Origin of the sequence: Amycolatopsis sp. CFH S0740 (genome assembly GCF_004522315.1) — a bacterium.
Taxonomy (GTDB): Bacteria; Actinomycetota; Actinomycetes; order Mycobacteriales; family Pseudonocardiaceae; genus Amycolatopsis; species Amycolatopsis nivea.
This window is the reverse complement of record NZ_SDLS01000036.1, coordinates 68,024-92,348: the sequence shown is the minus strand read 5'-3', so window position 1 is coordinate 92,348 and position 24,325 is coordinate 68,024. Positions and strand designations below refer to the sequence as shown.

Annotated in this window: 22 protein-coding genes; 10 read left to right on the top strand and 12 right to left on the bottom strand. The window is 69.4% G+C overall.

Features of this window, described 5'->3' with window-relative positions; genetic code table 11:
• Positions 1-84 precede the first annotated feature (84 nt).
• From EIZ45_RS39500 to EIZ45_RS39490, 3 genes are read right to left on the bottom strand one after another with little or no spacing between them, the layout of a single operon-like run.
• Positions 85-399: a putative quinol monooxygenase gene (locus EIZ45_RS39500; RefSeq protein ID WP_043829343.1), complete on the bottom strand. Its 315-nt coding sequence runs from the start codon at positions 397-399 to the stop codon at positions 85-87.
• Positions 400-409: 10 nt separating this feature from the next.
• Positions 410-2,917 carry a valine--tRNA ligase gene (gene valS, locus EIZ45_RS39495; protein ID WP_134668640.1) on the bottom strand — a complete coding sequence of 836 codons (2,508 nt, stop codon included), beginning with the start codon at positions 2,915-2,917 and terminating at the stop codon, positions 410-412.
• A gap of 9 nt (positions 2,918-2,926) precedes the next feature.
• A complete protein-coding gene (locus tag EIZ45_RS39490; protein ID WP_134668637.1) occupies positions 2,927-4,180 on the bottom strand; it encodes an MFS transporter in 1,254 nt (417 codons plus the stop codon).
• 58 nt (positions 4,181-4,238) lie between these two features.
• Between EIZ45_RS39490 and EIZ45_RS39485 the strand changes: the two genes are divergently transcribed.
• The 3 genes from EIZ45_RS39485 to EIZ45_RS39475 are packed head-to-tail and all read left to right on the top strand — an operon-like array spanning position 4,239 to position 7,289.
• Positions 4,239-4,745 (top strand): transcriptional regulator, encoded by a 507-nt coding sequence (locus tag EIZ45_RS39485; RefSeq protein ID WP_134668635.1) that lies wholly within the window; start codon positions 4,239-4,241, stop codon positions 4,743-4,745.
• A gap of 43 nt (positions 4,746-4,788) precedes the next feature.
• Positions 4,789-6,234 carry a GTPase HflX gene (gene hflX, locus EIZ45_RS39480; protein ID WP_043829042.1) on the top strand — a complete coding sequence of 482 codons (1,446 nt, stop codon included), beginning with the start codon at positions 4,789-4,791 and terminating at the stop codon, positions 6,232-6,234.
• Between the two features lie 53 nt (positions 6,235-6,287).
• Positions 6,288-7,289, top strand: a complete 1,002-nt coding sequence (locus EIZ45_RS39475) for an esterase-like activity of phytase family protein (protein ID WP_167756684.1) — start codon at positions 6,288-6,290, stop codon at positions 7,287-7,289.
• A 531-nt stretch (positions 7,290-7,820) separates the two neighbouring features.
• Here the strand turns inward: EIZ45_RS39475 and lexA are convergent.
• Both lexA and EIZ45_RS47135 read right to left on the bottom strand, forming a co-directional pair.
• A complete protein-coding gene (gene lexA, locus EIZ45_RS39470; RefSeq protein WP_167754212.1) occupies positions 7,821-8,480 on the bottom strand; it encodes a transcriptional repressor LexA in 660 nt (219 codons plus the stop codon).
• Between the two features lie 436 nt (positions 8,481-8,916).
• Positions 8,917-9,624, bottom strand: a complete 708-nt coding sequence (locus EIZ45_RS47135) for a hypothetical protein (protein ID WP_134668633.1) — start codon at positions 9,622-9,624, stop codon at positions 8,917-8,919.
• A 72-nt stretch (positions 9,625-9,696) separates the two neighbouring features.
• Here EIZ45_RS47135 and EIZ45_RS47130 point away from each other — a divergent pair, with 72 nt between their 5' ends.
• From EIZ45_RS47130 to EIZ45_RS39450, 3 genes are all read left to right on the top strand, one after another.
• Complete coding sequence (locus EIZ45_RS47130) at positions 9,697-10,338, top strand: LysM peptidoglycan-binding domain-containing protein (protein WP_240690903.1); 642 nt, start codon at positions 9,697-9,699, stop codon at positions 10,336-10,338.
• A 307-nt stretch (positions 10,339-10,645) separates the two neighbouring features.
• Entirely contained in the window at positions 10,646-11,137 is a 492-nt protein-coding gene (gene nrdR, locus EIZ45_RS39455; protein ID WP_037809784.1) for a transcriptional regulator NrdR, read from the top strand.
• Between the two features lie 38 nt (positions 11,138-11,175).
• Positions 11,176-13,992: a vitamin B12-dependent ribonucleotide reductase gene (locus EIZ45_RS39450; RefSeq protein WP_037809785.1), complete on the top strand. Its 2,817-nt coding sequence runs from the start codon at positions 11,176-11,178 to the stop codon at positions 13,990-13,992.
• Between the two features lie 95 nt (positions 13,993-14,087).
• Here the strand turns inward: EIZ45_RS39450 and EIZ45_RS39445 are convergent, their stop codons facing one another.
• From EIZ45_RS39445 to EIZ45_RS39430, 4 genes are all read right to left on the bottom strand, one after another.
• Entirely contained in the window at positions 14,088-14,906 is an 819-nt protein-coding gene (locus tag EIZ45_RS39445; RefSeq protein ID WP_134668631.1) for a phosphoribosyltransferase, read from the bottom strand.
• Positions 14,907-15,016: 110 nt separating this feature from the next.
• Positions 15,017-15,400: a tautomerase family protein gene (locus EIZ45_RS39440; protein ID WP_134668629.1), complete on the bottom strand. Its 384-nt coding sequence runs from the start codon at positions 15,398-15,400 to the stop codon at positions 15,017-15,019.
• Between the two features lie 9 nt (positions 15,401-15,409).
• A complete protein-coding gene (locus tag EIZ45_RS39435) occupies positions 15,410-15,931 on the bottom strand; it encodes a DUF4865 family protein (RefSeq protein ID WP_134668627.1) in 522 nt (173 codons plus the stop codon).
• A 5-nt stretch (positions 15,932-15,936) separates the two neighbouring features.
• A complete protein-coding gene (locus EIZ45_RS39430; RefSeq protein WP_167754206.1) occupies positions 15,937-16,494 on the bottom strand; it encodes a TetR/AcrR family transcriptional regulator in 558 nt (185 codons plus the stop codon).
• A 107-nt stretch (positions 16,495-16,601) separates the two neighbouring features.
• Between EIZ45_RS39430 and EIZ45_RS39425 the strand changes: the two genes are divergently transcribed.
• Entirely contained in the window at positions 16,602-17,162 is a 561-nt protein-coding gene (locus EIZ45_RS39425) for a hypothetical protein (protein WP_037809790.1), read from the top strand.
• Here the strand turns inward: EIZ45_RS39425 and EIZ45_RS39420 are convergent.
• On the bottom strand, positions 17,159-19,177 hold the full coding sequence (locus EIZ45_RS39420; protein WP_255443789.1) for a prolyl oligopeptidase family protein: 2,019 nt from the start codon (positions 19,175-19,177) through the stop codon (positions 17,159-17,161). The genes EIZ45_RS39425 and EIZ45_RS39420 overlap by 4 nt on opposite strands.
• Before the next feature lie 98 nt (positions 19,178-19,275).
• Between EIZ45_RS39420 and EIZ45_RS39415 the strand changes: the two genes are divergently transcribed.
• Positions 19,276-20,178 carry a neutral zinc metallopeptidase gene (locus tag EIZ45_RS39415; protein WP_134668620.1) on the top strand — a complete coding sequence of 301 codons (903 nt, stop codon included), beginning with the start codon at positions 19,276-19,278 and terminating at the stop codon, positions 20,176-20,178.
• Here the strand turns inward: EIZ45_RS39415 and EIZ45_RS39410 are convergent.
• Positions 20,171-20,749 (bottom strand): TIGR03086 family metal-binding protein, encoded by a 579-nt coding sequence (locus tag EIZ45_RS39410; RefSeq protein ID WP_134668618.1) that lies wholly within the window; start codon positions 20,747-20,749, stop codon positions 20,171-20,173. The two genes, EIZ45_RS39415 and EIZ45_RS39410, sit on opposite strands and share 8 nt — an antisense overlap.
• An 81-nt stretch (positions 20,750-20,830) precedes the next feature.
• On the opposite strand from EIZ45_RS39410, the gene EIZ45_RS39405 reads away from it, so the two are divergent.
• Positions 20,831-22,240: a PLP-dependent aminotransferase family protein gene (locus EIZ45_RS39405; RefSeq protein WP_134668616.1), complete on the top strand. Its 1,410-nt coding sequence runs from the start codon at positions 20,831-20,833 to the stop codon at positions 22,238-22,240.
• A 98-nt stretch (positions 22,241-22,338) separates the two neighbouring features.
• Positions 22,339-22,770: a CBS domain-containing protein gene (locus EIZ45_RS39400; protein ID WP_037809798.1), complete on the top strand. Its 432-nt coding sequence runs from the start codon at positions 22,339-22,341 to the stop codon at positions 22,768-22,770.
• Between the two features lie 4 nt (positions 22,771-22,774).
• Here EIZ45_RS39400 and EIZ45_RS39395 read toward each other — a convergent pair whose 3' ends face one another.
• Positions 22,775-24,298 (bottom strand): DUF4139 domain-containing protein, encoded by a 1,524-nt coding sequence (locus EIZ45_RS39395; RefSeq protein WP_134668613.1) that lies wholly within the window; start codon positions 24,296-24,298, stop codon positions 22,775-22,777.
• Between the last annotated feature and the right edge of the window lie 27 nt (positions 24,299-24,325).

Sequence of the window (24,325 nt, the reverse complement as noted above, 5' to 3'; positions counted from 1 at the left end):
CTGAGACACACCTGTCCGTGAGGTCCTGAGACAGGACACCGGGGTCGTAACCCGGCTCGCCGCTCAAGGCCAGCCGCGGCAGAGTCAGTTCGCCGGCGGGATTTCCCGTGGCCGGTCGTACATCCGCACATCGCGGTCGACCGTCAGCGGCAGCACGCGGCCCAAGCCGATCTCCCGGAAGTGGTCCGACTCGCGATGCGCCTTGAACGCCGCGTCGTCGGCGTACTTCTCGATGCTCACGTACCGCCCCGGCGTTTCGTCGGAGCGGAACACTTCGTACGACAGGCAGCCCGGTTCTTCGCGGCACGCGGCCGCGAACTCGTGCAGCGCCCGGCCGAACTCCTCGGAGTTCTCGGGGCTGCTGGACACATCGGCGACGACGAGCACGTAGGAATCCACGGAAACCACCCTACGGGGTCACGATCTTGGCATCGAGCGAAAAGTCGCCGTCGCGCGTGGTGATCTCGCCGATCGCCCCGGCGAGCCGGACGTCCGCGGCCACCTCGGCGAACCGGGCCAGCGTCTCCGCCGGGCCGCCCACGGTCAGCGTCTCGACCGGCGAGCGCATCGACACCTTCGCGTCCGACTTCGCCCGACGCACCGCCGCGATCACCTCGCCCGCCAGCGTCAGCAGCGACGGGTCACCGTCGACCACCGGCACCGACGGCCACGCCGCCTGGTGCACGGAACCTTCCTGCCACCACGACCAGATCTCCTCGGCGGCGAACGGCAGCACCGGCGCGAACATGCGCACCAACGCCGACAGCACCGTCCGCAGCGCCACCTGCGCCGATTCGGCCGCCTCGGCGCCGAGATCGCCGTACGCCCGGCCCTTCACCAGCTCCACGTAGTCGTCGCAGAACGTCCAGAAGAACGTCTCGGTCACCTGCAGTGCACGCGCCTGGTCGAGCGCCTCGAACGCGGCCGTCGCTTCCTCGACCACCTTCGCCAGCGTGGCGAGCACAGACTGATCCAGCGGCTCCGTGACGGCTGACTCCGGCTTGGGGATCCCGAGCCCGAGCACGAACCGGCTCACGTTCAACAGCTTCGTCGCCAGCCGTCGCCCGACCTTCATCTGGCCCTCGTCGACCGCCGTGTCGACGCCCGGCCGCGCGCTCGCCGCCCAGTAGCGCACCGCGTCGGAACCGTGCCGCTCCAGCAGATCCGCCGGCGTGACGACGTTGCCGACGGACTTCGACATCTTCTTGCGGTCCGGATCGAGCACCCAGCCGGAGATCACCGCGTCCCGCCACGGCAGCACGCCTTCTTCCAGCTCGGCGCGGACCGCGGTGGAGAACAGCCAGGTGCGGATGATCTCGTGCGCCTGCGGCCGCAGCGAGAACGGGAACACACGGCGGAACAGGTCGTCGTCGAGACTCCAGCGGCCGGCGATCTGCGGCGTCAGCGACGACGTCGCCCAGGTGTCCATCACGTCCGCCTCGGCGATGAAGCCGCCCGGGACGCCGCGCTGGTCCTCGGTGTAGCCCGGCGGGACATCGGTGCTCGGGTCCACCGGAAGATTCGCGTCGTCGGGCGTCAGCACCGCGTCGTGGTCCGGCTCGCCGTCGGCGTCCAGCGGGTACCAGACCGGGATCGGCACTCCGAAGAACCGCTGGCGGCTCACCAGCCAGTCGCTGGTCAGGCCTTCGACCCAGCTGCGGTAGCGGACCTGCATGTGCGGCGGGACCCAGTTCAGCTCCTCGCCGCGCTCCAGCAGTTTCGCGCGCAGCGCGTCGTCACGGCCGCCGTTGCGCAGGTACCACTGGCGGCTCGTGACGATTTCCAGTGGCTTGTCGCCCTTTTCGTAGAACTTCACCGGATGCGTGATCGGCCTCGGCTCGCCGCGCAGCGCGTCCGTCTCGCGCAGGAGGTCCACCAGAATCTGGCGTCCAGTGTGGACAGTCTTGCCCGCCAGCGGTTCGTATTTGTCGGCCGGGACGCCATGCGGCGGTTCGGAGCGGAATCGACCGTCGCGGCCCAGCACCGGACGCGTTTCGAGCTGCAGCGCACGCCACCAGGTGACGTCGGTGGTGTCGCCGAAGGTGCAGACCATCGCGATGCCGGTGCCCTTTTCCGGATCCGCGAGGTGATGCGCGTGCACCGGCACCTCGACGCCGAACACCGGCGTGCGCACGGTCTTCCCGAAAAGGCCTTGGTACCGCTCGTCATCCGGATGCGCGACGAGCGCGACGCACGCGGGCAGCAATTCGGGGCGCGTGGTGGAGATGAGCACTTCCGCGCCGTCTTCCGCGGTGAACACGAGGTCGTGATACGCGCCCGGACGCTCGCGGTCTTCCAGTTCAGCCTGGGCAACAGCGGTGCGGAAGGTGACATCCCACAGCGTCGGGGCTTCGGATTGGTACGCCTCGCCGCGCGCGAGGTTGCGCAGGAACGCGCGCTGCGAGATTTCCGTGGTCGCCGGGTCGATCGTCTGGTACGCCAGCGTCCAGTCGACCGAAAGCCCGATGCTCCGCCAGACCTCCTCGAACACCTTCTCGTCGGTTTCGGTCAGCTGGCGGCACAGTTCCACGAAATTGCGCCGGGACACCGGAATCGCGTTCTTGCCGGGCTTCTCCGGCGGGGTGAAAGCCGGGTCGTAGGGCAGCGACGGCTCGCAGCGCACGCCGAAATGGTTCTGCACGCGGCGTTCGGTGGGCAGGCCGTTGTCGTCCCAGCCGACCGGGTAGAAGACCGAACGGCCGCGCATCCGTTGGTAGCGCGCGAGAACGTCGGTGTGCGTGTAGGAGAAGACGTGCCCGATGTGCAGCGAGCCGCTCGCGGTCAGCGGCGGCGTGTCGATCGAGTAGACGTCCGGGCGCGTCCGGTCGAACCGGTATACGCCTTCGCGTTCCCACACCGGTACCCATTTGGCGGTCAGGCCGTCGACGCCGGCTTTGTGCGGGATCTTCTCGTCCATGCCCGCACTTTACGGGGCGGGTACAGCGATTTCCCCGCCCGTCGGCAGGTCCCGCATGCGCCGCAGCGGCGAGCAGATCACCCACAGCGCGCCCGCGATCGGCCCGGCGGTGCCGATCCACAGCGCGCCGGCGAGCCCGAGCCATTCGCCGAGCCCGCCGCCGAGCAGCCCGCCGAGCGGCAGGGCTCCCCAGACGACGAACCGGACGCTCGCGTTCATCCGGCCCAGCAGCCGGTCCGGCGTGATCGCCTGGCGGTAGGAGACCTGCGCGATGTTGTAGAGGATCACGCCGAACCCGAACGCGGCCATCCCGAGCCCGGCGAGCGCGATCCGCCAGTCCGGCGCGGCCGCCAGGACCAGGATCTCGCCCGGCCAGAACAGCACCGGGACCAGCCAGATCGACCGGGCCTGCCCGATCTTCCGGATGATCGGCCCGGCGCAGAGCGCGGCCGCGATGCCCCCGATGCCGCTCACCGCGAGCAGGCCGCCGACCTCGGCGGGTTTCAGCCCGGCCGTGCGCGTCAGGAACAGCACCTGGACGGCTTGGACCACTCCGCCGAAGAAGTTCGACGTGGCGGTGCAGGCGACGATCGCGCGCAGCGGCCGGTCGGCGACGACGAACCGCAAGCCTTCGAGCATCTGCGGCACCAGACGGTCGTGCTCGGTGCGTTCCGGGAGGGTTTCGACGGTGCGGATGCGCCACAGGCACAGCGCGGACGTGAGGTAGCCGAGCCCGGTGACCAGGACCGTGCTGGCCGCGCCGATGAACTGCACGAGCACGCCGGCGAGGCTCGGCCCGGCGATCTGCGCCGACGACTGCACGCCCTGCAGCTTCGCGTTGCCCTCCAGCAGCTTCTCGCGGCCGACCAGCGCGGGCAGATACGCCTGGTAGGAGACGTCGAAGAAGACCGTCGCGAACCCGACGAAGAGCACGACCACCAGGACCTGCGCCATCGTGAGCACGCCGGCCCACCAGGCGAACGGGACGCTGAGCAGCAGCACCCCGCGGACCAGGTCGGCGGCGAGCATGAGCGGCCGTTTGCGCATCCGGTCCACCCACACGCCCGCGGGAAGGCCGAGGACCAGGAAGCCGAGCGTCTCGGCCATGGTCAGCAGGCCCATCTCGAACGGCGTGGCGGCCAGCGTGACGGCGGCGAGCAGCGGAATGGCCGTGACGCCGACGAACATCCCCAGCTGGCTCGCCGTGTCCCCGGCCCACAGCCTGCGGAAATCGGCGTGGAAGAAGAGTGAGTCGCGACGCACCCGATCGAGTGTTGCCGAGTGATTGGAAAGTGTCAATCACTTTGTCTAGGCTGCGGGGATGCCGTTGCACCGACGTCCCTCCACCGAAGCCGAGGCCGCCGCGCTCGCGTCCGGAATACGGCTGCGCATCATCCGGTTGACCTCTTTCGAGGCGATGACGAACAAGGAGCTGGCAGCCCGGCTCGGCCGCGACCCGGCGACGACGCTGCACCACGTGCGGCGCCTGGTCGACACCGGTTTTCTCGTGGCACAGGAACCTCGGCGCGGTGCGCGCGGGGCGAAGGAGATCCCGTACCTGTCAACCGGGCTTTCGTGGCAGCTGGACAACGCCGAAGCCGAAGCGGTCGCGGTCAACCAGGCCATGCTCGAGGCCTATCTGGCCGAAATGGCGGAGGCCGACCTGGCGGAGACGGAGACGACCCGGCTCGTGGTCCAGGTGGGCGCCGGGGACGTCGCGGAGTTCAAGCGGCGGCTCGAGGGGCTGCTCGAAGAATTCAAGGCGAGGCCCCGCGATCCGGCCTCGGAACGCACGGCCGTGTACGTCTCGGTTTATCCCAGCAGGTAATCCGTTCGGTTCCCGCGCCGAAACGTGGGACCATGGAGGCACGATGACAGAACAGACACACGAAGACTTTTACGACGACAACGACCCCTACGACCCCTCGGTCGGGGAGATGGAGCTCGAGGACCGCGCGTCGCTGCGCCGGGTCGCGGGCCTGTCCACCGAGCTCGAGGACATCACCGAGGTCGAGTACCGGCAGCTTCGGCTGGAGCGCGTTGTGCTGGTCGGCGTGTGGACTGAAGGCACCGCCCAGCAGTCCGAGGCGTCGCTGGCCGAACTGGCGCGACTGGCCGAGACGGCGGGCTCGGAGGTGCTCGAAGGCCTCGTCCAGCGGCGGCAGAAGCCCGATCCGGCGACGTACGTCGGGTCCGGCAAGGTCCGCGAGCTGCGCGACGTGGTCGTGGCGACCGGCGCCGACACGGTGATCTGCGACGGCGAGCTTTCGCCCGGCCAGCTGCGCCAGCTGGAGGAGAAGGTGAAGGTCAAGGTGATCGACCGGACCGCCCTGATCCTCGACATCTTCGCCCAGCACGCCCGGTCCAAGGAGGGCAAGGCGCAGGTCGAGCTGGCCCAGCTGCAGTACCTCGTCCCGCGGCTGCGCGGGTGGGGTTCGGCGTTGTCCCGGCAGGCGGGCGGCCGCGCGGGCGGCGCGAACGGCGGCGTGGGCCTGCGCGGACCTGGTGAAACGAAGCTGGAGACGGACCGGCGGCGGATCAGCAAGCGTGTCGCGAAGCTGCGCCGGGAGATCGCCGCGATGGACACCATCCGCGAGACCAAGCGCGGCAAGCGCGTGGCCAACGAGGTGCCGAGCGTGGCGATCGTCGGCTACACCAACGCCGGCAAGTCGAGCCTGCTCAACGCCCTGACCGGGGCCGGGGTGCTGGTGGAGGACGCGCTGTTCGCCACCCTCGACCCGACCACGCGCCGGGCGCAGACGGCCGACGGGCGCACCTTCACCCTCACCGACACCGTCGGGTTCGTGCGGCACCTGCCGCACCAGCTGGTGGACGCGTTCCGCTCGACGCTGGAGGAGGCGGCCGACGCCGACCTGCTCGTGCACGTCGTGGACGGTTCCGACGCGGGCCCGGAGGACCAGGTCAACGCGGTGCGCGAGGTGCTCGCCGAGATCACCCGCAGCCGCAAGGAGCCGCTCCCGCCGGAGCTGCTGGTGATCAACAAGGCCGACGCGGCCGACGACGTCACCCTGGCCCGGCTGCGCCACGCGCTGCCCGGTTCGGTGCAGATCTCCGCGCGCACCGGCTCGGGCGTGGCCGATCTGGCCGAGGTGCTGGCCGAACGGCTGCCGCGCGCGGAAACGGTGATCGACGTGCTGGTCCCGTATGCGCGGGGCGAGCTCGTGTCCCGGGCGCACGCGGAGGGCGAGGTGCTGGAGGAAGAGCACGTCGCCGACGGCACGCGCCTGAAGGTGCGAGTCCGGCCAGACCTCGCCGCGGCTCTGCGGGCGTTCGAGACCAACGCCTCGGCGCTCTGAACGTCTTCCGTAGTGCACGGCCCGAGCGGGCCGTGCACTACGGAGGTGAACTGGTGCGGGTCGTCCTGGCACTGACGGCTGTCCTGATGCTCGCGGGAGCTGTCCCCGCTGCGGCTGCTCCCGCTCCGGAGACGCTGTGCCAGGGCAAGGACAAGCGCCTCAACGAGCTGTCCGGCCTGGCCTCCGACGGCGAGCATTGGTACGCGATCAACGACGGCGGCACCAAGGTGCAGGTCTTCGTCCTGGACCGGAAATGCCAGGTGACGGACGTCCTGACCGACTCGACGGACCCGTACGACGTCGAGGACCTGGCCCGCGGCAAAGACGGCACCCTGTGGCTTTCGGACACCGGCGACAACCGCGCTAAACGCGAAACGATCGCCCTGCTGGAACTGAAACCCACTGGCGGCCCGGCCGTCGTGCATCGCCTGACCTACCCGGACGGCCCGCACGACACGGAGACCCTGGTTCTAGACCAGTCCGGCACGCCGTTCCTGGTGACCAAGGATCTGCTGGGCACCTCGAAGGTGTATCGGCCGTCAGCCCCGCTGGCGACTCCCGGCCCGACGAAGCTGGAGCAGGTCGGCACCCTGCGCGTCCACAGCACCGACACCCCAGGCGGCCCAGTGGGCTCGTTCGGGTCGGCGCTGATCACTGGAGGCGCGACGAGCGCGGACGGGAAAGTCATCGCACTGCGGACCTACACGGACGCGTACTTGTACGCGGCCCCGGACGGAGATGTCGCGGCGGCTCTGCAACGAGAGCCGGTCCGGATTCCGCTGCCGAATGAAAAGCAGGGCGAGGCTATTGCTTTCGAGCCGGACGGCACGTTGTTGTCCGCGAGCGAAGGCGTCGGCGAACCGGTGCGGGCGATCAAGAACGCGACTTCTTTGGTCACGCCGCAAGCACCTGCGCCTAAGCCCGGTGGTGTTGCTACTCCTCAGCCAGCCGAGCAGGAGTCCGGCGGGTTTCCGGTCGTTCCCGCTGCTGCCATTGCCGCGGTGGTTGTTCTCGGTGCTTGGTTTTTGCTGGCCAGGAAACGCCGCCGTGCCTGACTCGTCGCCGCACTCGCCACGACTCGCTGCGCGTTCTTGCGCGCCGTTCCCGCCGTGACACCCGTCCCTGACACGCCGTTTTTGCCGTGGCGCGGTTCCTGACATGCAGCTCTTGCGCGCGCCGCCGTTCCAGAGGTGCTACCCCCGCGCGGCACCGTTCCTCACGCGCGCCCCCGCGCTGCCACTCCCGCCGCAGCACCGTTCCTGACAGCAGGCTCCTGCCGCGGCACCGCTCTCGCCGCACCGCTCTTGCGCGCCACCGCGCTCGCCGTACCGCTTTTGCGCGCCGCAGTTCCTGCCGCAACACCGAACCGGAACACCGCGCATGCGCACTGCTCCTGCGTACCGCCCGCTGCTGCGCCACCACTCCCGCCGTGCCACCGCTTCGCACGAACCGCGCCAGAGCTGCCGCCGTTCCTGCCGTAGCGCTGCTTCCGGCCTCGCGCAGCCTCACGACCGTCGGCGGCGAGCCCCAACCCCAGCGGCGCTCCCCTCACCCCGGGCCTCGGGGGAGGGGGAGCGCGCCACAGCTCAGAGCCGCCGCAGTACTGCCACGACCTTGCCCAGGATCGAAGCGTCGTCACCGGGAATGGGCTCGTACGCCTCGTTGTGCGGCATCAGCCACACGTGTCCGTCCTTGCGCTTGAACGTCTTCACCGTGGCCTCGCCGTCGATCATCGCGGCGACGATGTCCCCGTTCTCCGCGGCGGGCTGCTGCCGGACGACGACCCAGTCGCCGTCGGTGATGGCGGCGTCGACCATCGAATCGCCGGTGACGCTCAGCAGGAACAGTTCGCCCTCGCCGACGATTTCGCGCGGCAGCGGGAAAACGTCCTCGACGGCCTGCTCGGCGAGCACCGGACCGCCTGCCGCGATCCGGCCGACCAGCGGCACGTACGCCGCCTTCGGCACGGACGGCTGCTGGTCGATGTCGATGCCCATCGGGTTGTCGTCGGTGGACGCGAGCACGCCCACCGCGCGCGGCCGGTTCGCGTCGCGGCGCAGGTAGCCCTTGCGCTGCAGCGCGCGCAGCTGATGTGACACCGACGACGTGGACGTGAGCCCCACCGCCTCGCCGATCTCGCGCACGCTCGGCGGGTAGCCGAAGCGGCTCACCCACGTGCGGATGACGTCGAGCACTTGTTGCTGGCGGACGGTCAGCGTCTCGTCCACGTCGTACACCTCCGGCATGGCGCTCACCTTCCCCGTGCTCTCGTGGCCGGACTCGCGCGCGGATTGTGCGGACGCCTTGCCTCGCGAGGCCGTCTTGGCCCCCTTCGCCGCGGTGCCCTTCACCGTGTCCTTCTCCAACGCTGCGTCGCCTCCAGCCGTCCCGCGGTCGCCGTGTCGGCGTCCCGCGCGTGTCCGCGTGCGCCGGTCCGGGATCCGCGTTTTCCGCGAACGCCCGTCCGGCGGCACCCGCCGGAGCCGGTCCGGCAGATGTCCTGGTCACCGACGTTAGCCACCGCGCGCGACGATTTCAAACATCTGTTCGATCGACACGCCGTGTCCTCTCGATTTTGTCGGTGCGGGGTGGTAGACCTTCGCACGGACGTTCGATAGAACGCCTGTTCGATCTGGACCGCTGCGGCGCAGGTGTACGGCCCGGACCGGACGGATTCGCAGGTCACGAGGAGGTTCCGGAATGTCGATCCTGGCAGATCGCGGGCTGGTCCGCCCGCTTCGGCCCGTCCCTGCCGTCCGCCCTGTCGAGGGCGGCGCCGCGTCGGACGGGGCGGTCCCCGCCCGGAGGGAACCCGGGCGGGGCGGCCCGACGCGCCGTTCGCGGCGACGCGCGGAGCGGATAGACGCCACCCGAAAGGATGGTGTTCCTTCGGGCTCCGAAGCCGAATCCGGCGGGGTTCCGGGCCCCGCGGCCGGTTCCGCCGAGGTGGTCGACCTTCGCGACCGGACCGGCGCCCGGCGCGGCCCTGGCGCGGATCGGCCCGGCGAGGCTGCGCGCGGCGAGTCCGTCCGGGGTGACGCACGGCGTGGACGCGGTGCGGGCGAGCCTCGGGAAGGCGCACGCGGCGCAGCCGGGCGGCGGCGTGCCTGGCTGGCAGCGGAGGAAGCCGGACTCGGAGGCGGCGAGCGAGCCGATCTCCAACGTTCGGCGCCGAGCGATGACGCCGGGCTGCGCTCTGCCGCCGCCGTTCGATCCGTCGAGCGAGCCGGGTTCCAGACCTCCGCCCGTTTTGCTGCCGAAGCTGAAGAGCGCCCGACCGGTGCGGTCGGCGGCCGCGCTGCGGTGCGCTCTGGCGAGCGAGCCGGGTTCCGGGCCTCCGCCCGCTTTGGTGCCGAAGCTGAAGAGCGTGCGGCGCGGCCTGTTGAGCAAGCTGGGTTCCGGACCCCGTCTGCTGTCGGAACCGAAGCACACCCGACCCGTGCGGCGCGCGGCCGTGCTGCGGTGCGCTCCGCCGAGCGGGCCGGGTTCCAGACCTCGGCTCCCTCCACCGTCGGAACTGAAGAGCGTGCGCCGCGCGGCCGCGCGGCGGTGCGGTCCGCCGAACGAGCCGGATTCCAGACCTCCGCCCCCTCCGCCGTCGAAACCGAAGAGCCCCTTCCTCGCGAGGCCCGTCGCACAGTCCGGCACATCCCCGCCGCCGTCCCGGCCAACCCCGGGCGCACCGCGCGCGAGCGGCATGGCGAGCCGTTGCGGCCGCCGTCTCGGGAGCGGGTCGTCGCCGGGCGGCGCGGTGGCGTGGCCTGCCGTACCGAGGCCCGGCCGTCGGTGCGGTGGCCGTGGCTGTTCGCGATCGCCTTCGCGGCTTGCCTCATCGTCACCGGGCTCGGCGTGTTCGGCGCCGGCGTGTCCAGCGGTCCGGTGCCGTCGCGGACCGCGTCCGTTTCCGTGCAGCCCGGCGATTCGCTCGGGGCGCTCGCCGCCCGGTTCGCGCCGAACGCCGACCAGAGCGCGGTCGTCGAACGGATCAAGGAGCTCAACAACCTCGACGACACCGCGCTGCTGCCCGGCATGCCGCTCACCGTGCCGGTCGCCTGGTCCGGGGCCGGTTCGGGCGGAGAAACAGGGGGCGCGTCCGGGTCATGACTCTCGGAAACCACCCGGTCGCATCTTGCGCAACCGCTCTTTCACCCTCTCGGGTTTCTTGCGCCCGCCCCGGAGGCGATCTATGGTCTACCCCTATATCTAGTAGTTACACCGCTGTAGTTGGTCCACAGGTAGGGGTAGACTGGCGGCAGTTGTCCACAGCTGGTCGGCAGTTGCCCACCGGATGTCCACAAGTCGATCACCAGGCGCGGGGTCGCGCGCGGTGACCGCGGTCCAGGCCGTAGCGTGGCGGCAGGGGCCGGTCGGGACAGGAATCGACCGGCGCGGAGGGGAAGGTGATCGGCGGATGAGGTGCCCGTTCTGCCGGCATGCGGACTCTCGGGTCGTCGACTCCCGAGAGGTGGACGAGGGACAGGCGATCCGGCGGCGGCGTTCGTGCGCCGAGTGCGGACGACGTTTCACCACGTCGGAGACGATGGTGCTGGCCGTGGTCAAACGGTCCGGCGCCACCGAGCAGTTCAGCCGGGACAAGGTGGTCAACGGAGTGCGGCGGGCCTGCCAGGGCCGCCCGGTCGACGACGACGCGCTGCAGAAGCTCGCGCAGCGCGTGGAGGAGTCGATCCGGTCCGCCGGGCTCGCCGAGATCCCCAGCCACGAGGTCGGCCTCGCCATCCTCGGCCCGCTGCGGGAACTGGACGGCGTCGCGTATCTCCGGTTCGCCAGCGTCTACCGCTCCTTCTCCTCGGTCGAGGACTTCGAGAAGGAGATCTCCGACCTGCGGAAAGCCATGGCGGGAACTGCGGAGGACCAGGAAGGCGAGCGCGCCGGCGACGACTGAGCCGTCACCGGGTCGCGGGGAGCGAGGGACAGGACCGCATGACCGAAACCGTGGGAACCGGCGCCGCGGCCGGACAGAACAAGAAGCCGAACAAGGGCCTCACCGTCCGGCGGGTCTTCACCACCGAGGGGACCCACCCCTACGACGAGGTCGCGTGGGAGACCCGCGACGTCGTCATGACCAACTGGCGCGACGGCAGCGTCAACTTCGAGCAGCGCGGGGTCGAATTCCCCGAGTTCTGGTCGGTCAACGCGACCAACATCGTCACCAGCAAGTACTTCCGCGGCGCGGTCGGCAGCCCGCAGCGCGAGAGCAGCCTCAAGCAGCTCATCGACCGCGTGGTGCGCACCTACGTGAAGGCCGCCGCCGAGCACGACTACTTCGCCGGCCCGTCCGACCTCGAGATCTTCGAGCACGAGCTCACCTGGATGCTGCTGCACCAGGTCTTCAGCTTCAACTCCCCGGTGTGGTTCAACGTCGGCACGTCCTCGAAGCAGCAGGTGTCCGCCTGCTTCATCCTCGCCGTCGACGACACGATGGAGTCGATCCTCAACTGGTACCGCGAGGAAGGCCTGATCTTCAAGGGCGGTTCCGGCGCGGGCCTCAACCTCTCGCGCATCCGGTCCTCTAAGGAACTGCTCACCTCCGGCGGCACCGCGTCCGGTCCGGTCTCGTTCATGCGCGGCGCCGACGCGTCCGCGGGCACCATCAAGTCCGGCGGGGCGACCCGGCGCGCGGCGAAGATGGTCGTGCTCGACGTCGACCACCCGGACATCGAGGAATTCATCCAGACCAAGGCGCGCGAAGAGGAAAAGATCAAGGTCCTCCGCGACGCCGGGTTCGACATGGACCTCTCCGGCTCCGACATTTCCTCGGTGCAGTACCAGAACGCGAACAACTCGGTCCGCGTGTCCGACGAGTTCATGCACGCCGTCGAGAACGGCACGGACTTCGGCCTGCGCGCCCGGCTCACCGGCGAGGTCATCGACCGCACCGACGCGAAGAAGCTGTTCCGCAGCATGGCGCAGGCGGCGTGGGAATGCGCCGACCCGGGCGTCCAGTACGACAGCACGATCAACGACTGGCACACCTGCCCCGAATCGGGCCGGATCACCGCGTCGAACCCGTGCAGCGAGTACATGCACCTCGACAACTCGAGCTGCAACCTCGCGTCGCTCAACCTGCTGAAGTTCGTGTCCGAGGAGGGCACGTTCGACGCGCCGCTGTTCGCGAAGGCCGTCGAGTTCGTCATCACCGCGATGGACATCTCGATCTGCTTCGCCGACTTCCCGACCGAGCCGATCGCCGACACCACGCGCAAGTTCCGCCAGCTCGGCATCGGCTACGCCAACCTCGGCGCGCTGCTGATGGCGCTGGGCCACGCGTACGACTCCGAGGGCGGCCGTGCGCTCGCCGCCGCGATCACGTCCCTGATGACCGGCGTGTCCTACCGTCGTTCGGCCGAGCTGGCAGGCGTCGTCGGGCCGTACGAGGGCTACGCGCGCAACGCCGAAGCGCACCAGCGCGTCATGCGCAAGCACGCCGCGGCCAACGAACTCGTCCGCACCTATCACAGCAACGACGCTGCGGTCCGCGCGCTGGCGTCGGAGGAGTGGCAGAAGGGCATCGAGCTGGGCACCCGCAACGGCTGGCGCAACGCGCAGGCCTCGGTGCTCGCGCCCACCGGCACCATCGGCTTCATGATGGACTGCGACACCACGGGCATCGAGCCGGACTTCTCGCTGGTGAAGTTCAAGAAGCTCGTCGGCGGCGGGTCGATGCAGATCGTGAACCAGACCGTGCCGCGCGCGCTGCAGGTGCTGGGCTACCAGGCCGAGCAGGTCGAGGCGATCGTCGAGTACGTCGCGCAGCACGGCCACGTGGTCGACGCGCCGGGCCTGCGTCCCGAGCACTACGAGGTGTTCGACTGCGCGGTCGGCGACCGGTCCATCGCGCCGATGGGCCACGTGCGGATGATGGCCGCGGTGCAGCCGTTCATCTCGGGCGCGATCTCGAAGACGGTCAACATGCCGGAGTCGGCGACTGTCGAGGACGTCGAGGAGATTTACTTCCAGGGCTGGAAACTCGGCCTCAAGGCGCTCGCGATCTACCGCGACAACTGCAAGGTCGGCCAGCCGCTGTCGACGGGGAAGAAGAAGGAAGCCGCGGCGGAGACCGAGCCGGAGAAGGTGGTCGAATACCGCCCGGTGCGCCGCCGCCTGCCGAAGAAGCGCCCGAGCCAGACGGTGTCGTTCACCGTCGGCGGCGCCGAGGGCTACCTGCACGCGGGCTCGTACCCGGACGACGGCCTCGGCGAGATCTTCGTGAAGCTCGGCAAGCAGGGTTCCACGCTGTCCGGCGTGATGGACGCCTTCTCGATGTCCATCTCGGTCGGCCTGCAGCACGGCATCCCGCTCGAGTTCTACGTCTCGAAGTTCTCGAACCTGCGCTTCGAACCGGCTGGCATGACCGACGACCCGGACATCCGGATCGCCACGAGCGTCATGGACTACCTGTTCCGCCGCTTGGCGCTCGACTACCTGCCGTACGAAAAGCGCGCGCAGCTGGGCATTTTCACCGCGGACGAACGCTCGGCCGAGGTCGAGGCGAACTACGGCGGCCAGAGCCTCGACATCGACGCGCTGCGCAGCAGTGTCGACGCGTCGCCCGCCCGCACTGAAGAGTCCACAACGGACACTTCAGGACGCGACGCGCACAGCACCGCCGAGCTGATGGAACTGCACCTCGGCAAGGCCGCAGACGCACCGCTCTGCATGACCTGCGGCACGAAGATGCGGCCCGCGGGATCGTGCTACGCCTGCGAGGGCTGCGGGGCGACGTCCGGCTGCAGTTGATCGGTCGTTAAAGCGAGACACAGCCGGGAAGGGGCAGTGTGCCTGTCCCTTCCCGGCTGACGTTTGTCCCGGCAGGAATCGGACGTACACGCGAGCTAGCGGCGTAGATTCCTAGCGGCGGCGAGTCCGAGCACTGTGCCGGCCCCGGCCCTTCGCGCCGCGTTCGCGACGCCCGCCATGGTGTAGCCGGTGTGGTAGACGTCGTCCAAGACAAGAATTGTCTCGCCGGCAAGGTCTTCGTCGACTCGAAACTCATGGAGCATGGTGGCGCGCTCGCGCGGAGACATGAGTTTGCCGGGTTTCCGCAGCGGGGTTGTGCAACTGACCGAGGTCAGTTCGATGCCGAGTTCCCGCGACAGCAGCGTGCCGAGCAGGACGCTGACGGACGGCTTGTCTCGGGCATGTCCGGGAACGGCGAGAATCCGAGTGGCTTCGTTGAACCACTCGTGGCGAACTATCGCGTCGCTCAGCGAACGGCACAGCTCCTGCCCGGCCCGGTCCACTTCGGCTTGCTCGGCGGATTCGTAATGCTTGATCAGCCGGATCGACTGCGCTGTCGACGTGTAAACCAGGTCGCCTGACCCGTTCTTGGCTGGTCGCGTGCAGAAGTCCAGTGCAATCGCGGCATCCAGACAGCCTTTTTGCCTGATGTGGATGACGAGCACTTCCTGCAAGAAATCCAGGAACTCCGCCAAGGATCCGTCCGGATTGAAATCCATGCGGATCCGGTAAGGCCACTGAGCGTCGTGGCTGAGGGTGCCGACGGCTTTCGCCCTGGGCAGAATACCGAGAACGTGATCAGTGACCGCCGGGACGCCGCGATACTGGAGGAACCACGCGGATCCTGACCGAGTGAGCTTCCAAGCTTCGAGGTGGTTAGCGCGACTATCGGGCTGGTAACGTTCCTCGGTCAACGGGGACCCCCTCAACGGCAAGCGACCAACCGCAGTTTGGCACAGCGGTGCCTTGCCGGGGAGCGGTTTCCGCGATGAGGAGTCACGGCAGTTCCTTGCGCAAGAAAGCGTCAAGAAAGCATTTGCGCGACACCCTCGCCGAACGACCAGTCCACCTCGTGGTTTTCCGTCAGGCTGAAGAACACGTTCCGCGGTTCGATCCCGGTCGCCTGGGCGATAAGCTCGGTCGCTCGCCGGTACAACGCGGTTTTCTGTTCATTGGTGCGGCCGGCGCGCATTGTGATGGCGATGTACACGATGTCGTCGTCGCGCTGGACGCCGAAATAGCCTGGGTCGTAACGCAATCGGCCCGGGGCGTGGCTGTTCAGGATCTGGAACCGGTCGTCGGCGGGGACGTCGATCGTTTCGGTCATCGCCTGGTGCACGGCTTCGCCGATGGCAGGGAGACGGTCGGCGTTCGGTTCGGACAGCACGTCGATGCGGACGAGCGGCATGGGGACCTCTCAGCTCAGCTGGTCGATTTCGGGGCGGGACAGGTGAAGCACCCGGTACTGGACGTCGCTGTCCTCGTCCGGGATGGTGGTCCAGAGGGTGAAGCGCACGGTTTCCCAGCGCTTCGGATCGATGGCCAGTGCGGTCGTGTGCACGGCTGGGTTTTGGGACAGCTGCGCGAGTTCGGCTAGTTCGCGGTCGATGTCTTCCGAAAATTGCCCGACGCGTTTAGTCGCGAACTCCGGGGCGATCGCTCGTGCTGGGCCGGGAAGACAGCGAGCGCCGGTCCAATGGTGCACTGGCGGTCGGCCGAAGTCTTGGACTATGCCATCGAATCCGCCGCCGCCCCAAAGGAATCGGCTCATTCCGGCGGTGTCGGCCCACAGGTAGAACGGCGCGTACTGGTTGTCGTGCACCAGATATGCCTTGAGTCCCAACCCCGGAAAGGCGTCCGTGCGGTGGCCTCGGGTCGCGACGCGGTGCTCGATGTCGTATCCAGCGGGCAAATCGATCTCGTACTGCATGGCGTACATCGACGTCACCGCTGGCCGAGGAGTGCGAGCGCGCCGCGGATCGCTTGGTCGAACGGCTCGACCGTCCCGGACGACCGGGCGAGGACGTACCCGCCTTGCAGCACCGCGACCAGTGTGGTTGCCGTTGCCGCTGGGTCGAGGTCGCTCGGGAGTTCGCCGTTCGCGATGCCCTCGGCGAGCACTTCGGCGAGACGGCCGCGCAGCCAGTCGAACGTTTCCTCCAACGGCGCACGCAATTCCGGGTTCGTGACGATCTCGGGATCCAGCGCCAGCCGTCCGACCGGGCAGCCGCGCAGGACGTCCCGTTCGCGCAGCAGATAGGCCGAAACCCGTTCGACTGCCGTCGTGCCCTGGGCGAACGCGGTCTCGGCGGAGGCGCGCAGATCGTCGGCGTTCTGCCGGATCGCGGCGAGCGCGAGGTCGGCCTTGCCGGTGAAGTGGTGGTACATGCTGCCCTGCCCGGCCCCGGCGCGCTGCTGGATCGCCTTCGGGCTGGTGCCGACGTATCCCCGCTCCCACAGCAGGTCCTGAGTGCTCGCGATGAGCTGGTCTCTCGTGGACATAAGCTCACCGTACATACTAGTAGGTACAGAGACAAGACCGGATGCGAGCTCTCCCCCCACTGAATCTCCACATTCTCCCCGCGGCACCGGCACATCCGGGCGGCAGCATGGCTGCAGTGGACTGGAGTGCGGTGTTCGAGGCGGAGGCGCGGCGTCGGAAGGTCCGGCCGCGGCCGGTGTGGGGGAGCGGGGTTCCGCTGGATCCGGTGGTGGCGCGCAGCGTCCGGAGGTTCCGGCACCCGCCGGACGAGCTGAGGCTTCTCGAAACCGCAAGCCAGTCAGCGAAAAGCGACGTGATGAGCCAGCTGATCTCCGACGTGCTCGCGCTCGGCTACTACAGCGCGTTGCGGGACGGCACCCGCGACCCGGTCACCGTGGAGGTCGCCGCCCGGGTGTTCGCCGGGGTGGAACGGCGGCTCAGCTATCACGTGGACCTGTTGCGGCGGCAAAGAATCTCAGCGAGTGCGAGATGGCGAGCCAAAGCGATTCTGGAAACCGGCGGCGTGTTAGTCGGCCACGGGCGCGCGCTGCGGCGGCTCGGCGTGCCGTGGCTGGCGTTCGTCACCGACGCCTGGGCGCGGTTCGAGCGGGCGCTCGCGGAAGTCCGCAGAGGACCGTCGATCCGCCCGGGGCCGCGCGTGCGGGCGCGGCCCCGGGGGCTGGTCTAGGAAAGCTTCGACCAGAGGAATTCGTACGCGACCGCTGAACGGAACGCGAGTTGTTCGTTGTCTGCCGCCGCTCCGTGGCCGCCTTCGATGTTCTCGAAGTACTCCACGTCGTGGCCCTGTTCTTGCATCCGCGCGAACATCTTGCGCGCGTGCCCAGGGTGCACGCGGTCGTCGCGGGTAGAGGTGACGAAGAGGATCGGCGGATACTGGCCGTCCGCGGAAACGTTCTGGTACGGCGAGTATTTCGAGATGTACTCCCACTCCTCCGGGACGTCCGGGTCGCCCCATTCAGCCATCCACGACGCACCGGCCAGCAGCAGGTGGTAGCGCTTCAGGTCGAGCAGCGGCACCTGGCACACGATCGCGCCGAACAGTTCCGGGTAACGGGTGAGCATGACGCCCATGAGCAGCCCGCCGTTGCTGCCGCCCTGGATGCCGAGCCGTTCCTTCGTCGTGATGCCCCGCGCGACGAGATCGCGCGCGACCGCGGCGAAGTCCTGGAATGCCTTGTACCGGTTCTCCTTCACCGCCTGCATGTGCCATTCCGGGCCGTATTCGCCGCCGCCGCGGATGTTCGCGACCACGTACGTTCCGCCGCGCGACAGCCAGGACCGGCCGACCACTCCGCCGTACGAAGGGGTCAGCGAAACCTCGAAACCGCCGTACCCGTACAGCAGCGTCGGGCCGTTTTCCGCGCCCGGCGGGCGGACGACGAAGTACGGGATCTTCGTGCCGTCGTCTGAGGTCGCGAAGTACTGGCTGACCTCGATCCCGGCCGCGTCGAAGAACGCGGGCGCCTGCTTCAGCACCTCGACGTCGCCGCCGACGACGCCGCGGGTGAGCGTGGACGGCTGGACGTAACTGGAGGAATCCACCAGGTACTCGTCGTCGACGTCCGGTTCGGTGTCGACGATCTGCGCGCTGCCGAATTCCGGCGCGCCGCCCAGTTCCGCTTCGGCCCAGCCGTCCGGGCCGGGAGTCAGCACGCGCAGCTCCGACTTGACGTCGTGCAGCGTCGCGAGCAGCAGGTGGTTGCGGGTCCACGTGTAGTAGTCCAGCGACGTGTGCGCGTCCGGGGTGAACAGCGCGGTGAACTCGCGGTCGCCCGATTTGAACGCCTCGTAGCCGATCGCGAGCAGCGTGCCCGCGGGGTGTTCGGTGCCGCCGACGGTCCACGCGCTGCGCGGGTGCACGAGCAGCCATTCGCGGTGCGTGGACACCTCGACGTCCTCGGGCAGGTCCAGTTTGGCCAGCCCGGACGGGGTCCGCTCGAAGTACTCGGTGCGGTAGAAATCGATCGCCCGGCGCACGAAATCGCGTTCGAAACCCTCGGTCGGGTCGTGGTACGCCATCACCGCGACGTCGTCCGGCTTGCCCTCGGCGACGAGCACCGCGTCCTCGATCGGGGTGCCGCGCCGCCATTCCTTCACCAGCCGCGGATAGCCGGACGTGGTGAGCGAGCCCGGGCCGAAGTCCGTCCCGATGTACACCCGGTCGGCGTCGATCCACCCGATCCGGTGCTTCGCCTCGGGCAGGGTGTAACCGTTCTCCACGAACTCGTGCGCGTCGAGGTCGAACTCGCGGACGACGGTCGCGTCCGCGCCGCCCCTCGACAGCTGGACCAGGCCGAGCCGGTGCCCGGGACGCAGCACCGCGGCGCCCTTCCAGACCCAGTTCTCGTCCTCGGCCGCGGCGAGCGCGTCGACGTCGAGCAGGATCTCCCAGTCCGGTTCGGCCGTGCGGTACTGCTCCAGCGTGGTGCGCCGCCACAGCCCGCGCGGGTGGTCGGCGTCCTGCCAGAAGTTGTAATAGTGCGTCCCCCGGCGCGCGACGTACGGGATCCGCCCGCCCGCGTCGAGCACCTCGCGGATCGAGTCCCGCAGCTGCCCGAACCTCTCGCTCGCGGTGAGCGCGTCGAGCGTCTCCGCGTTGCGCGAACGGACCCATTCGAGCGCCTCGTCGCCCGTCACGTCTTCAAGCCACAGGTACGGATCTTCGACAGTCATAGCGTCCAGTCTCGCTGCCGCTCGCGGATCCGGCCAGGATTCCGGCGTTCCCGTTTCGTGATCCGGGCCCGCGCGCGGTCTCCGTATGCTGGTCGGGAGGGGGAGGAATGACGTATTACGCCGGGGGCCCGTGGCCTCCCGCAGCACCGCAGCCGCCGCCGCGCCGGAAGGCGGGCAAAGCGCTGGGCGCCGTGGCGGCGGTGGCCATCGTCGCGGTCACGCTCGCGCTCATGGCCGTGGTGCCGCACGAGGTGTCCGGGCACGCGATCGCGGCCCCGGACGCCGACGCGATGCCGGACCGCCAGGACGCCAAACCGGTGCGCAAGCTCAGCGGCAACCCGCTGCTGGCCGAGGGCGTCGCGCTCGGCCCGGTGTCGTGCGACCTGCCGGACCTGAGCCGGGACCCGGAGCAGCTCAAGACGTTCTACACCGCGCTCGTGGGCTGCCTGAAGCAGGCGTGGCAGCCCGCGCTGGACAAAGCGGACGAGCCGAACCTGCCGGTCAAGGTGTCGGTCACGCTGCCGAAGACCAGTGCGTGCGGCAGCGCGCCGTCCCGGGACGAGGCGGTCGCGTACTACTGCGGCGGCGACGCCACGATTTACGCGCCCACCGAGTGGATGCTGTCGGACGCCGGGCTGAGCCGGGCCCGCCATCTGGCGACGCTCGCGCACGAGTACGGCCACCACGTGCAGCGCGAGAGCGGCATCCTCGACGCGGCGAGCACGGAGATGGGTTCGCCGGAACCGAGCAGCGACGCGGACAAGGCGGTCGTGCGCCGGATCGAGCTCCAGGCGAACTGTTTCGGCGCGTTGTTCCTCAACGCCGCGGCGGACCGCGGGTCGATCAGCCGGGCCACCGCGAACGCCGCCGTCGCCGACTACGGCCGCGCCGACGACAGCGGCGACCACGGCACCCGCGCGAACCAGCTGGCCTGGGCGAAGGCCGGTTACACCGGAGCCGGCCCGGCTGCCTGCGACACCTGGTCGGCCCCGGCGGACAAGGTCAGCTGACGCGCCACTGCGGGTCGCGGCCCAGCCGGCCCAGGAACTGGTCCAGTTCGCTTTCGCCGGTGTCGACGGGCACCACCGGCGCGAAGGTCCCGCGTTCGGCGCGTTGCTTCGGGTCGGTCGGGATCATGACCGAGAACTGGAGGGCGGCGTGCACCGCGTCCGGCACCGGGTGGTACGCGACGTCGAGAGTCTTGGCGAGGTCCCAGCCGTGCGCGACGGTGTCGACGAGGTGCATAGCCATCGCGACTGTGCCCGAGAAGGTGCCGAAGGTGTTGATGGCGATCTCTCGTTCCGCGACGTCGGCTTCTCCGTACGCAGCGAGGTAGTCGGTCACCGAAGCTGCGTACGCGCCGTACGGGTCTTCGCCGAGCTGACCGCTGTCCCAGTCCTTCGCGGAGCCGTTGCGCGCTGCTTCGGCGAAGGCGTGGTTTTCGCTGACTTGGTGACGGAGCAGGTCGGCGAGCGTCCATCCGTCGCACGGCGTGGGCCGGTCGAGATCCGCCGCGGTGATCTTCGAGACGATCGGGTCGAGAACGAGCAGGGACTGCCGGTCGAGGTCGAACGTGGTCATAGGCTCACGCTAACCGCCAGATCGGTCCAGGAAGAGAGCCAAAACCGGGCCAACTGCGGTGAACCAATCTAGGCTGGACGCGTGGACCTGCACCTGGACCTGTCCGGCACCCGCGGCCATCGCGACGAGATCTACCGCCAGATCCGCGAAGCGGTGCTCGACGGGCGGCTGCGCGACGGCGACGTGCTGCCGCCGACCCGGGAACTGGCACGCCAGCTGGCGGTTTCGCGCACCACCGTCACCGCGGCGTACGAGCGCCTCATCGCGGAAGGATTCCTCGCCGGCCGAGTCGGCGCGGGTACCTATGTGCGCGCCGGTGCCGCGCCGCGGCTTGCCGAACCGGCCAGGTTCGCCGAAGGCGTCCAGCCGCGTCCAGAGTGGACAGATGTGCCCGCGCCGCCGAAAGCGTTCACGAACCCGCCGGAGTTCGATTTCCGTGCCGGAGTACCGGATGTGCGGCTGTTTCCGTTCGAGACCTGGCGTCGGCTGACGACCCAGGCATTGCGCAGCTCCCACGCGGAACTGATGACTTACGGCGAGCCCCAGGGCGATCCCCGGCTGCGCACCGAACTCGCGCGGCACCTCGCGGTGTCCCGGAACGTTCGCGTGCGCCCGGAGCACCTGGTGATCACTTCGGGCGCGCAACAGACGATCGACCTCGTCGCCCGCGTCCTCTTGCGACCCGGCGACCTGGCTGCCGTCGAGGATCCCGGTTACCCGCCGCCGCGCCTGCTGCTGGGCACGCTCGGAGTGCGCGTCGCGCCGGTTCCGGTGGACGACGAGGGCCTCGTGGTCGACGCGATCCCGCGGGGCACTCGACTGGTGCACGTGACGCCGTCGCACCAGTACCCGCTCGGTGTCGCGATGTCGCCGTCTCGCCGACGAGAGCTGCTCGATTGGGCCGAGGACAACAGCGCAGTCGTGGTCGAGGACGACTACGACACCGAGTTCCGCTACTCCGGGCGACCGCTGGAACCGTTGCACAGCTTGGATTCTCACGGCCGGGTCGTCTACGTCGGCTCGTTCTCGAAAGTCCTGTCTCCCGCACTGCGACTGGGTTTTCTCGCCGCTCCGCCCGCTCTGGCGGAAGCGATCGTGAAGGCGAAATACCTCGCCGACTGGCATTCCCCGGGCATCGAACAAGCGGTGGTCGCGGCGTTCATCGCGGAAGGCGGGTTCGCCCGGCACGTCCGCCGGATGCGCGGCATCTACCGCGCCCGCCACGACCTCCTCGTCGACCGCCTCCGGGCGGAATTCGCCGACGTGCTGGAGCCGGTTCCCGCGTCGGCGGGTCTGCACCTGAGCGCGTCGGCGGACCGGGATCTGCGCGGCTTCGCGCGGAAGGCGTCCGGGGCGGGCGTGCGGCTGTTTTCGCTCGGCGATTTCTCCGTGGCGTCGCGGCGGCACGGGCTGCTGTTCGGCTACGGCGCGATCGCGGCGGAGGAGATCGGACCGGGTCTCGCCCGGTTGCGCCGGGTGTTCGACGGCTGAGCCCGTTACCACGAACGGACGCGTCCCGCTGGACTTTCGCAGTCGGCACCGGGGCCCTAACCTGATGTGACCCGACTCACCGAGGAGAGGGCATCGCCATGCGGATTGCGGATGTGCTTCAGCGCAAGGGCGCGACGGTCGCCACTGTGTCGCCGGGGACGACGGTCGCCGAGCTGCTGGCGGGACTCGCCCGGCACAACGTCGGCGCGATGGTCGTCGTGGACGCCGAGGGCGGGATCGCCGGGATCGTGTCCGAACGCGACGTCGTGCGGAAGCTCAACGACCACGGGCCTGCCGTCCTGCAAGGGCCGGTCGCGGACATCATGACCACCATGGTCGCCAGCTGCACCCCGGACGATCCGGTGGACCAGCTCAGCGTCGTGATGACCGAACGGCGGATCCGGCACGTGCCGGTGCTCGACGGCGGGCGCCTCGCCGGCATCGTGAGCATCGGCGACGTGGTGAAGATCCGGATGGAGCAGCTGGAACAGAGCCAGGAACAGCTGGAGGCCTACATCTCGCAGGGCTGAGCGCTCACTCGCGCCAGCCGCTGAGTTCGACGCCCTTCGCGACGTCCACCCGGTAGCCGAGCGAGACCGTCGCGGACGCCCCGGGCGCGATCGTGAGCCGCCAGGTGAACTGGCCCAGCTCGGAGCGCTCGACCGGCTCCGGGCTGAGCCGCAGGTCCCGCACAGTGATCGCGTCGTCCCGCGAGACCGGGGCCTGGTCCAGCACGGCCACCACGGCTTCGCGGGGGCTGTGGTTGGTCACCGTCGTCTGGTAATCGGCTTCGCGGCGGCGTTGCGCGGAGAACGTCGCCTTGCTGGCGCTGCGCTTCACCAGTTCGCGTTCGACGCGGATCCGGTCGTCGACGCCCAGCGCGAGTTCGCGTTCCTCGCCAGGAGCCCACAGTTCCAGCTGCGTGCTGCCGACGAATTCGGCTTCGTGGAACACCGCGGCGCGACCGGCGCGGAGCGTGTGCTCGCCGGTGTTGACCACCTTCGCGCGCAGATAAGCCTCTTCGGCCTGCGTCGGCGCGGTGACGTAGTCCAGTTCCGCGGTGAAGTCCAGCTGCGCGAGCGTCGTCCGGTGGCCTTGCGCGCCGGACGGGATCGCGACCGGGCGGGCGGGCCGGAAGGTGACCGCGGTGGCGCCTTGCTCGACTTCGGAGAGGTGCGCGGCGAAGCCGTCCCGACCGGCGGGTGCGGCACCGCCGTAGGCCGCCATCGCGGCGGGTGCGGGCGGCACCATCGAGCGCCGTTCCGGCTGCTGCCGATCCAGGTACCAGGGCTGGAGTTCCGGGATCACGACGGTGTTCGCCGGGCGCGCGGTGGACAGCGTCAGCTCGCACTCCGGCCAGTCCTCGCCGGTGTGCTGGCTGACCAGCCCGTACGAGGTGACGGTGACGTCGGTGCCGCGCACCCGCACGTCGTACCCGGGTTCCCAGCGCGCGCCGGGGACCACATAGGACAGTTCGATTTCCGCGGTGGCGGGGGATTCCAGCTCCACGACGATGGTCGAACTGTCCTGTTCGGACTGTGCGCTGCGAGTTTCGATCTGGCGGTCTAGCGCGGCGAGGTCTTCGCGCAGCCGTTCCAGCCTCGTGGCGAGCGCGCGACGTTCCTTGAGCGCTGCGGCTAATTGCGTGCTGAGCGCTTCGCTCACTTCCTGGACACGCCCTGGTTCGGCGTCGCCGCCAGCCAACGCCTTCGCGAAGCTTGCTCCGCTGCGTCGCGAGACGCCCGTCAACAGGTCGACGCGCGCAGCCGCTGCGCTCTCGTCGTCCGCAACCTCGTCGACAGTCGCTTGGTCCGCGCGACGCTGCTCCACGAGCGCGCGCAGCGTTGGGTCCGCAGGCGCGGCGTGTTGCGCGTACGCGACGTCGACGCCCGTGACCAACGCGTCGCCCGCGCCGCTGACGCGCACTGAAGCAGCGTCGAGCGACAGGGGGAGACCCGTGATCTCTACGCGGGACCCGTCGGCCGGAGTGACTTGACAGCGGCGGGTGACGCGCGCGTGCTGCGGATAGACCGTGACCGTGACTATCGGTGCGTCCATGGCTCCGACGTTAGTCGGTTGACGCGA

What these genes read in the sequence shown, in the direction of transcription:
- valS (WP_134668640.1), bottom strand. Translation starts at nt 2,917, where the DNA reads ATGGACGAGAAGATCCCGCACAAAGCCGGCGTCGACGGCCTGACCGCC.
- EIZ45_RS39485 (WP_134668635.1), top strand. Translation starts at nt 4,239, where the DNA reads ATGCCGTTGCACCGACGTCCCTCCACCGAAGCCGAGGCCGCCGCGCTC.
- hflX (WP_043829042.1), top strand. Translation starts at nt 4,789, where the DNA reads ATGACAGAACAGACACACGAAGACTTTTACGACGACAACGACCCCTAC.
- lexA (WP_167754212.1), bottom strand. Translation starts at nt 8,480, where the DNA reads ATGCCGGAGGTGTACGACGTGGACGAGACGCTGACCGTCCGCCAGCAA.
- nrdR (WP_037809784.1), top strand. Translation starts at nt 10,646, where the DNA reads ATGAGGTGCCCGTTCTGCCGGCATGCGGACTCTCGGGTCGTCGACTCC.
- EIZ45_RS39450 (WP_037809785.1), top strand. Translation starts at nt 11,176, where the DNA reads ATGACCGAAACCGTGGGAACCGGCGCCGCGGCCGGACAGAACAAGAAG.
- EIZ45_RS39440 (WP_134668629.1), bottom strand. Translation starts at nt 15,400, where the DNA reads ATGCCGCTCGTCCGCATCGACGTGCTGTCCGAACCGAACGCCGACCGT.
- EIZ45_RS39435 (WP_134668627.1), bottom strand. Translation starts at nt 15,931, where the DNA reads ATGTACGCCATGCAGTACGAGATCGATTTGCCCGCTGGATACGACATC.
- EIZ45_RS39430 (WP_167754206.1), bottom strand. Translation starts at nt 16,494, where the DNA reads ATGTCCACGAGAGACCAGCTCATCGCGAGCACTCAGGACCTGCTGTGG.
- EIZ45_RS39425 (WP_037809790.1), top strand. Translation starts at nt 16,602, where the DNA reads ATGGCTGCAGTGGACTGGAGTGCGGTGTTCGAGGCGGAGGCGCGGCGT.
- EIZ45_RS39415 (WP_134668620.1), top strand. Translation starts at nt 19,276, where the DNA reads ATGACGTATTACGCCGGGGGCCCGTGGCCTCCCGCAGCACCGCAGCCG.
- EIZ45_RS39410 (WP_134668618.1), bottom strand. Translation starts at nt 20,749, where the DNA reads ATGACCACGTTCGACCTCGACCGGCAGTCCCTGCTCGTTCTCGACCCG.
- EIZ45_RS39400 (WP_037809798.1), top strand. Translation starts at nt 22,339, where the DNA reads ATGCGGATTGCGGATGTGCTTCAGCGCAAGGGCGCGACGGTCGCCACT.
- EIZ45_RS39395 (WP_134668613.1), bottom strand. Translation starts at nt 24,298, where the DNA reads ATGGACGCACCGATAGTCACGGTCACGGTCTATCCGCAGCACGCGCGC.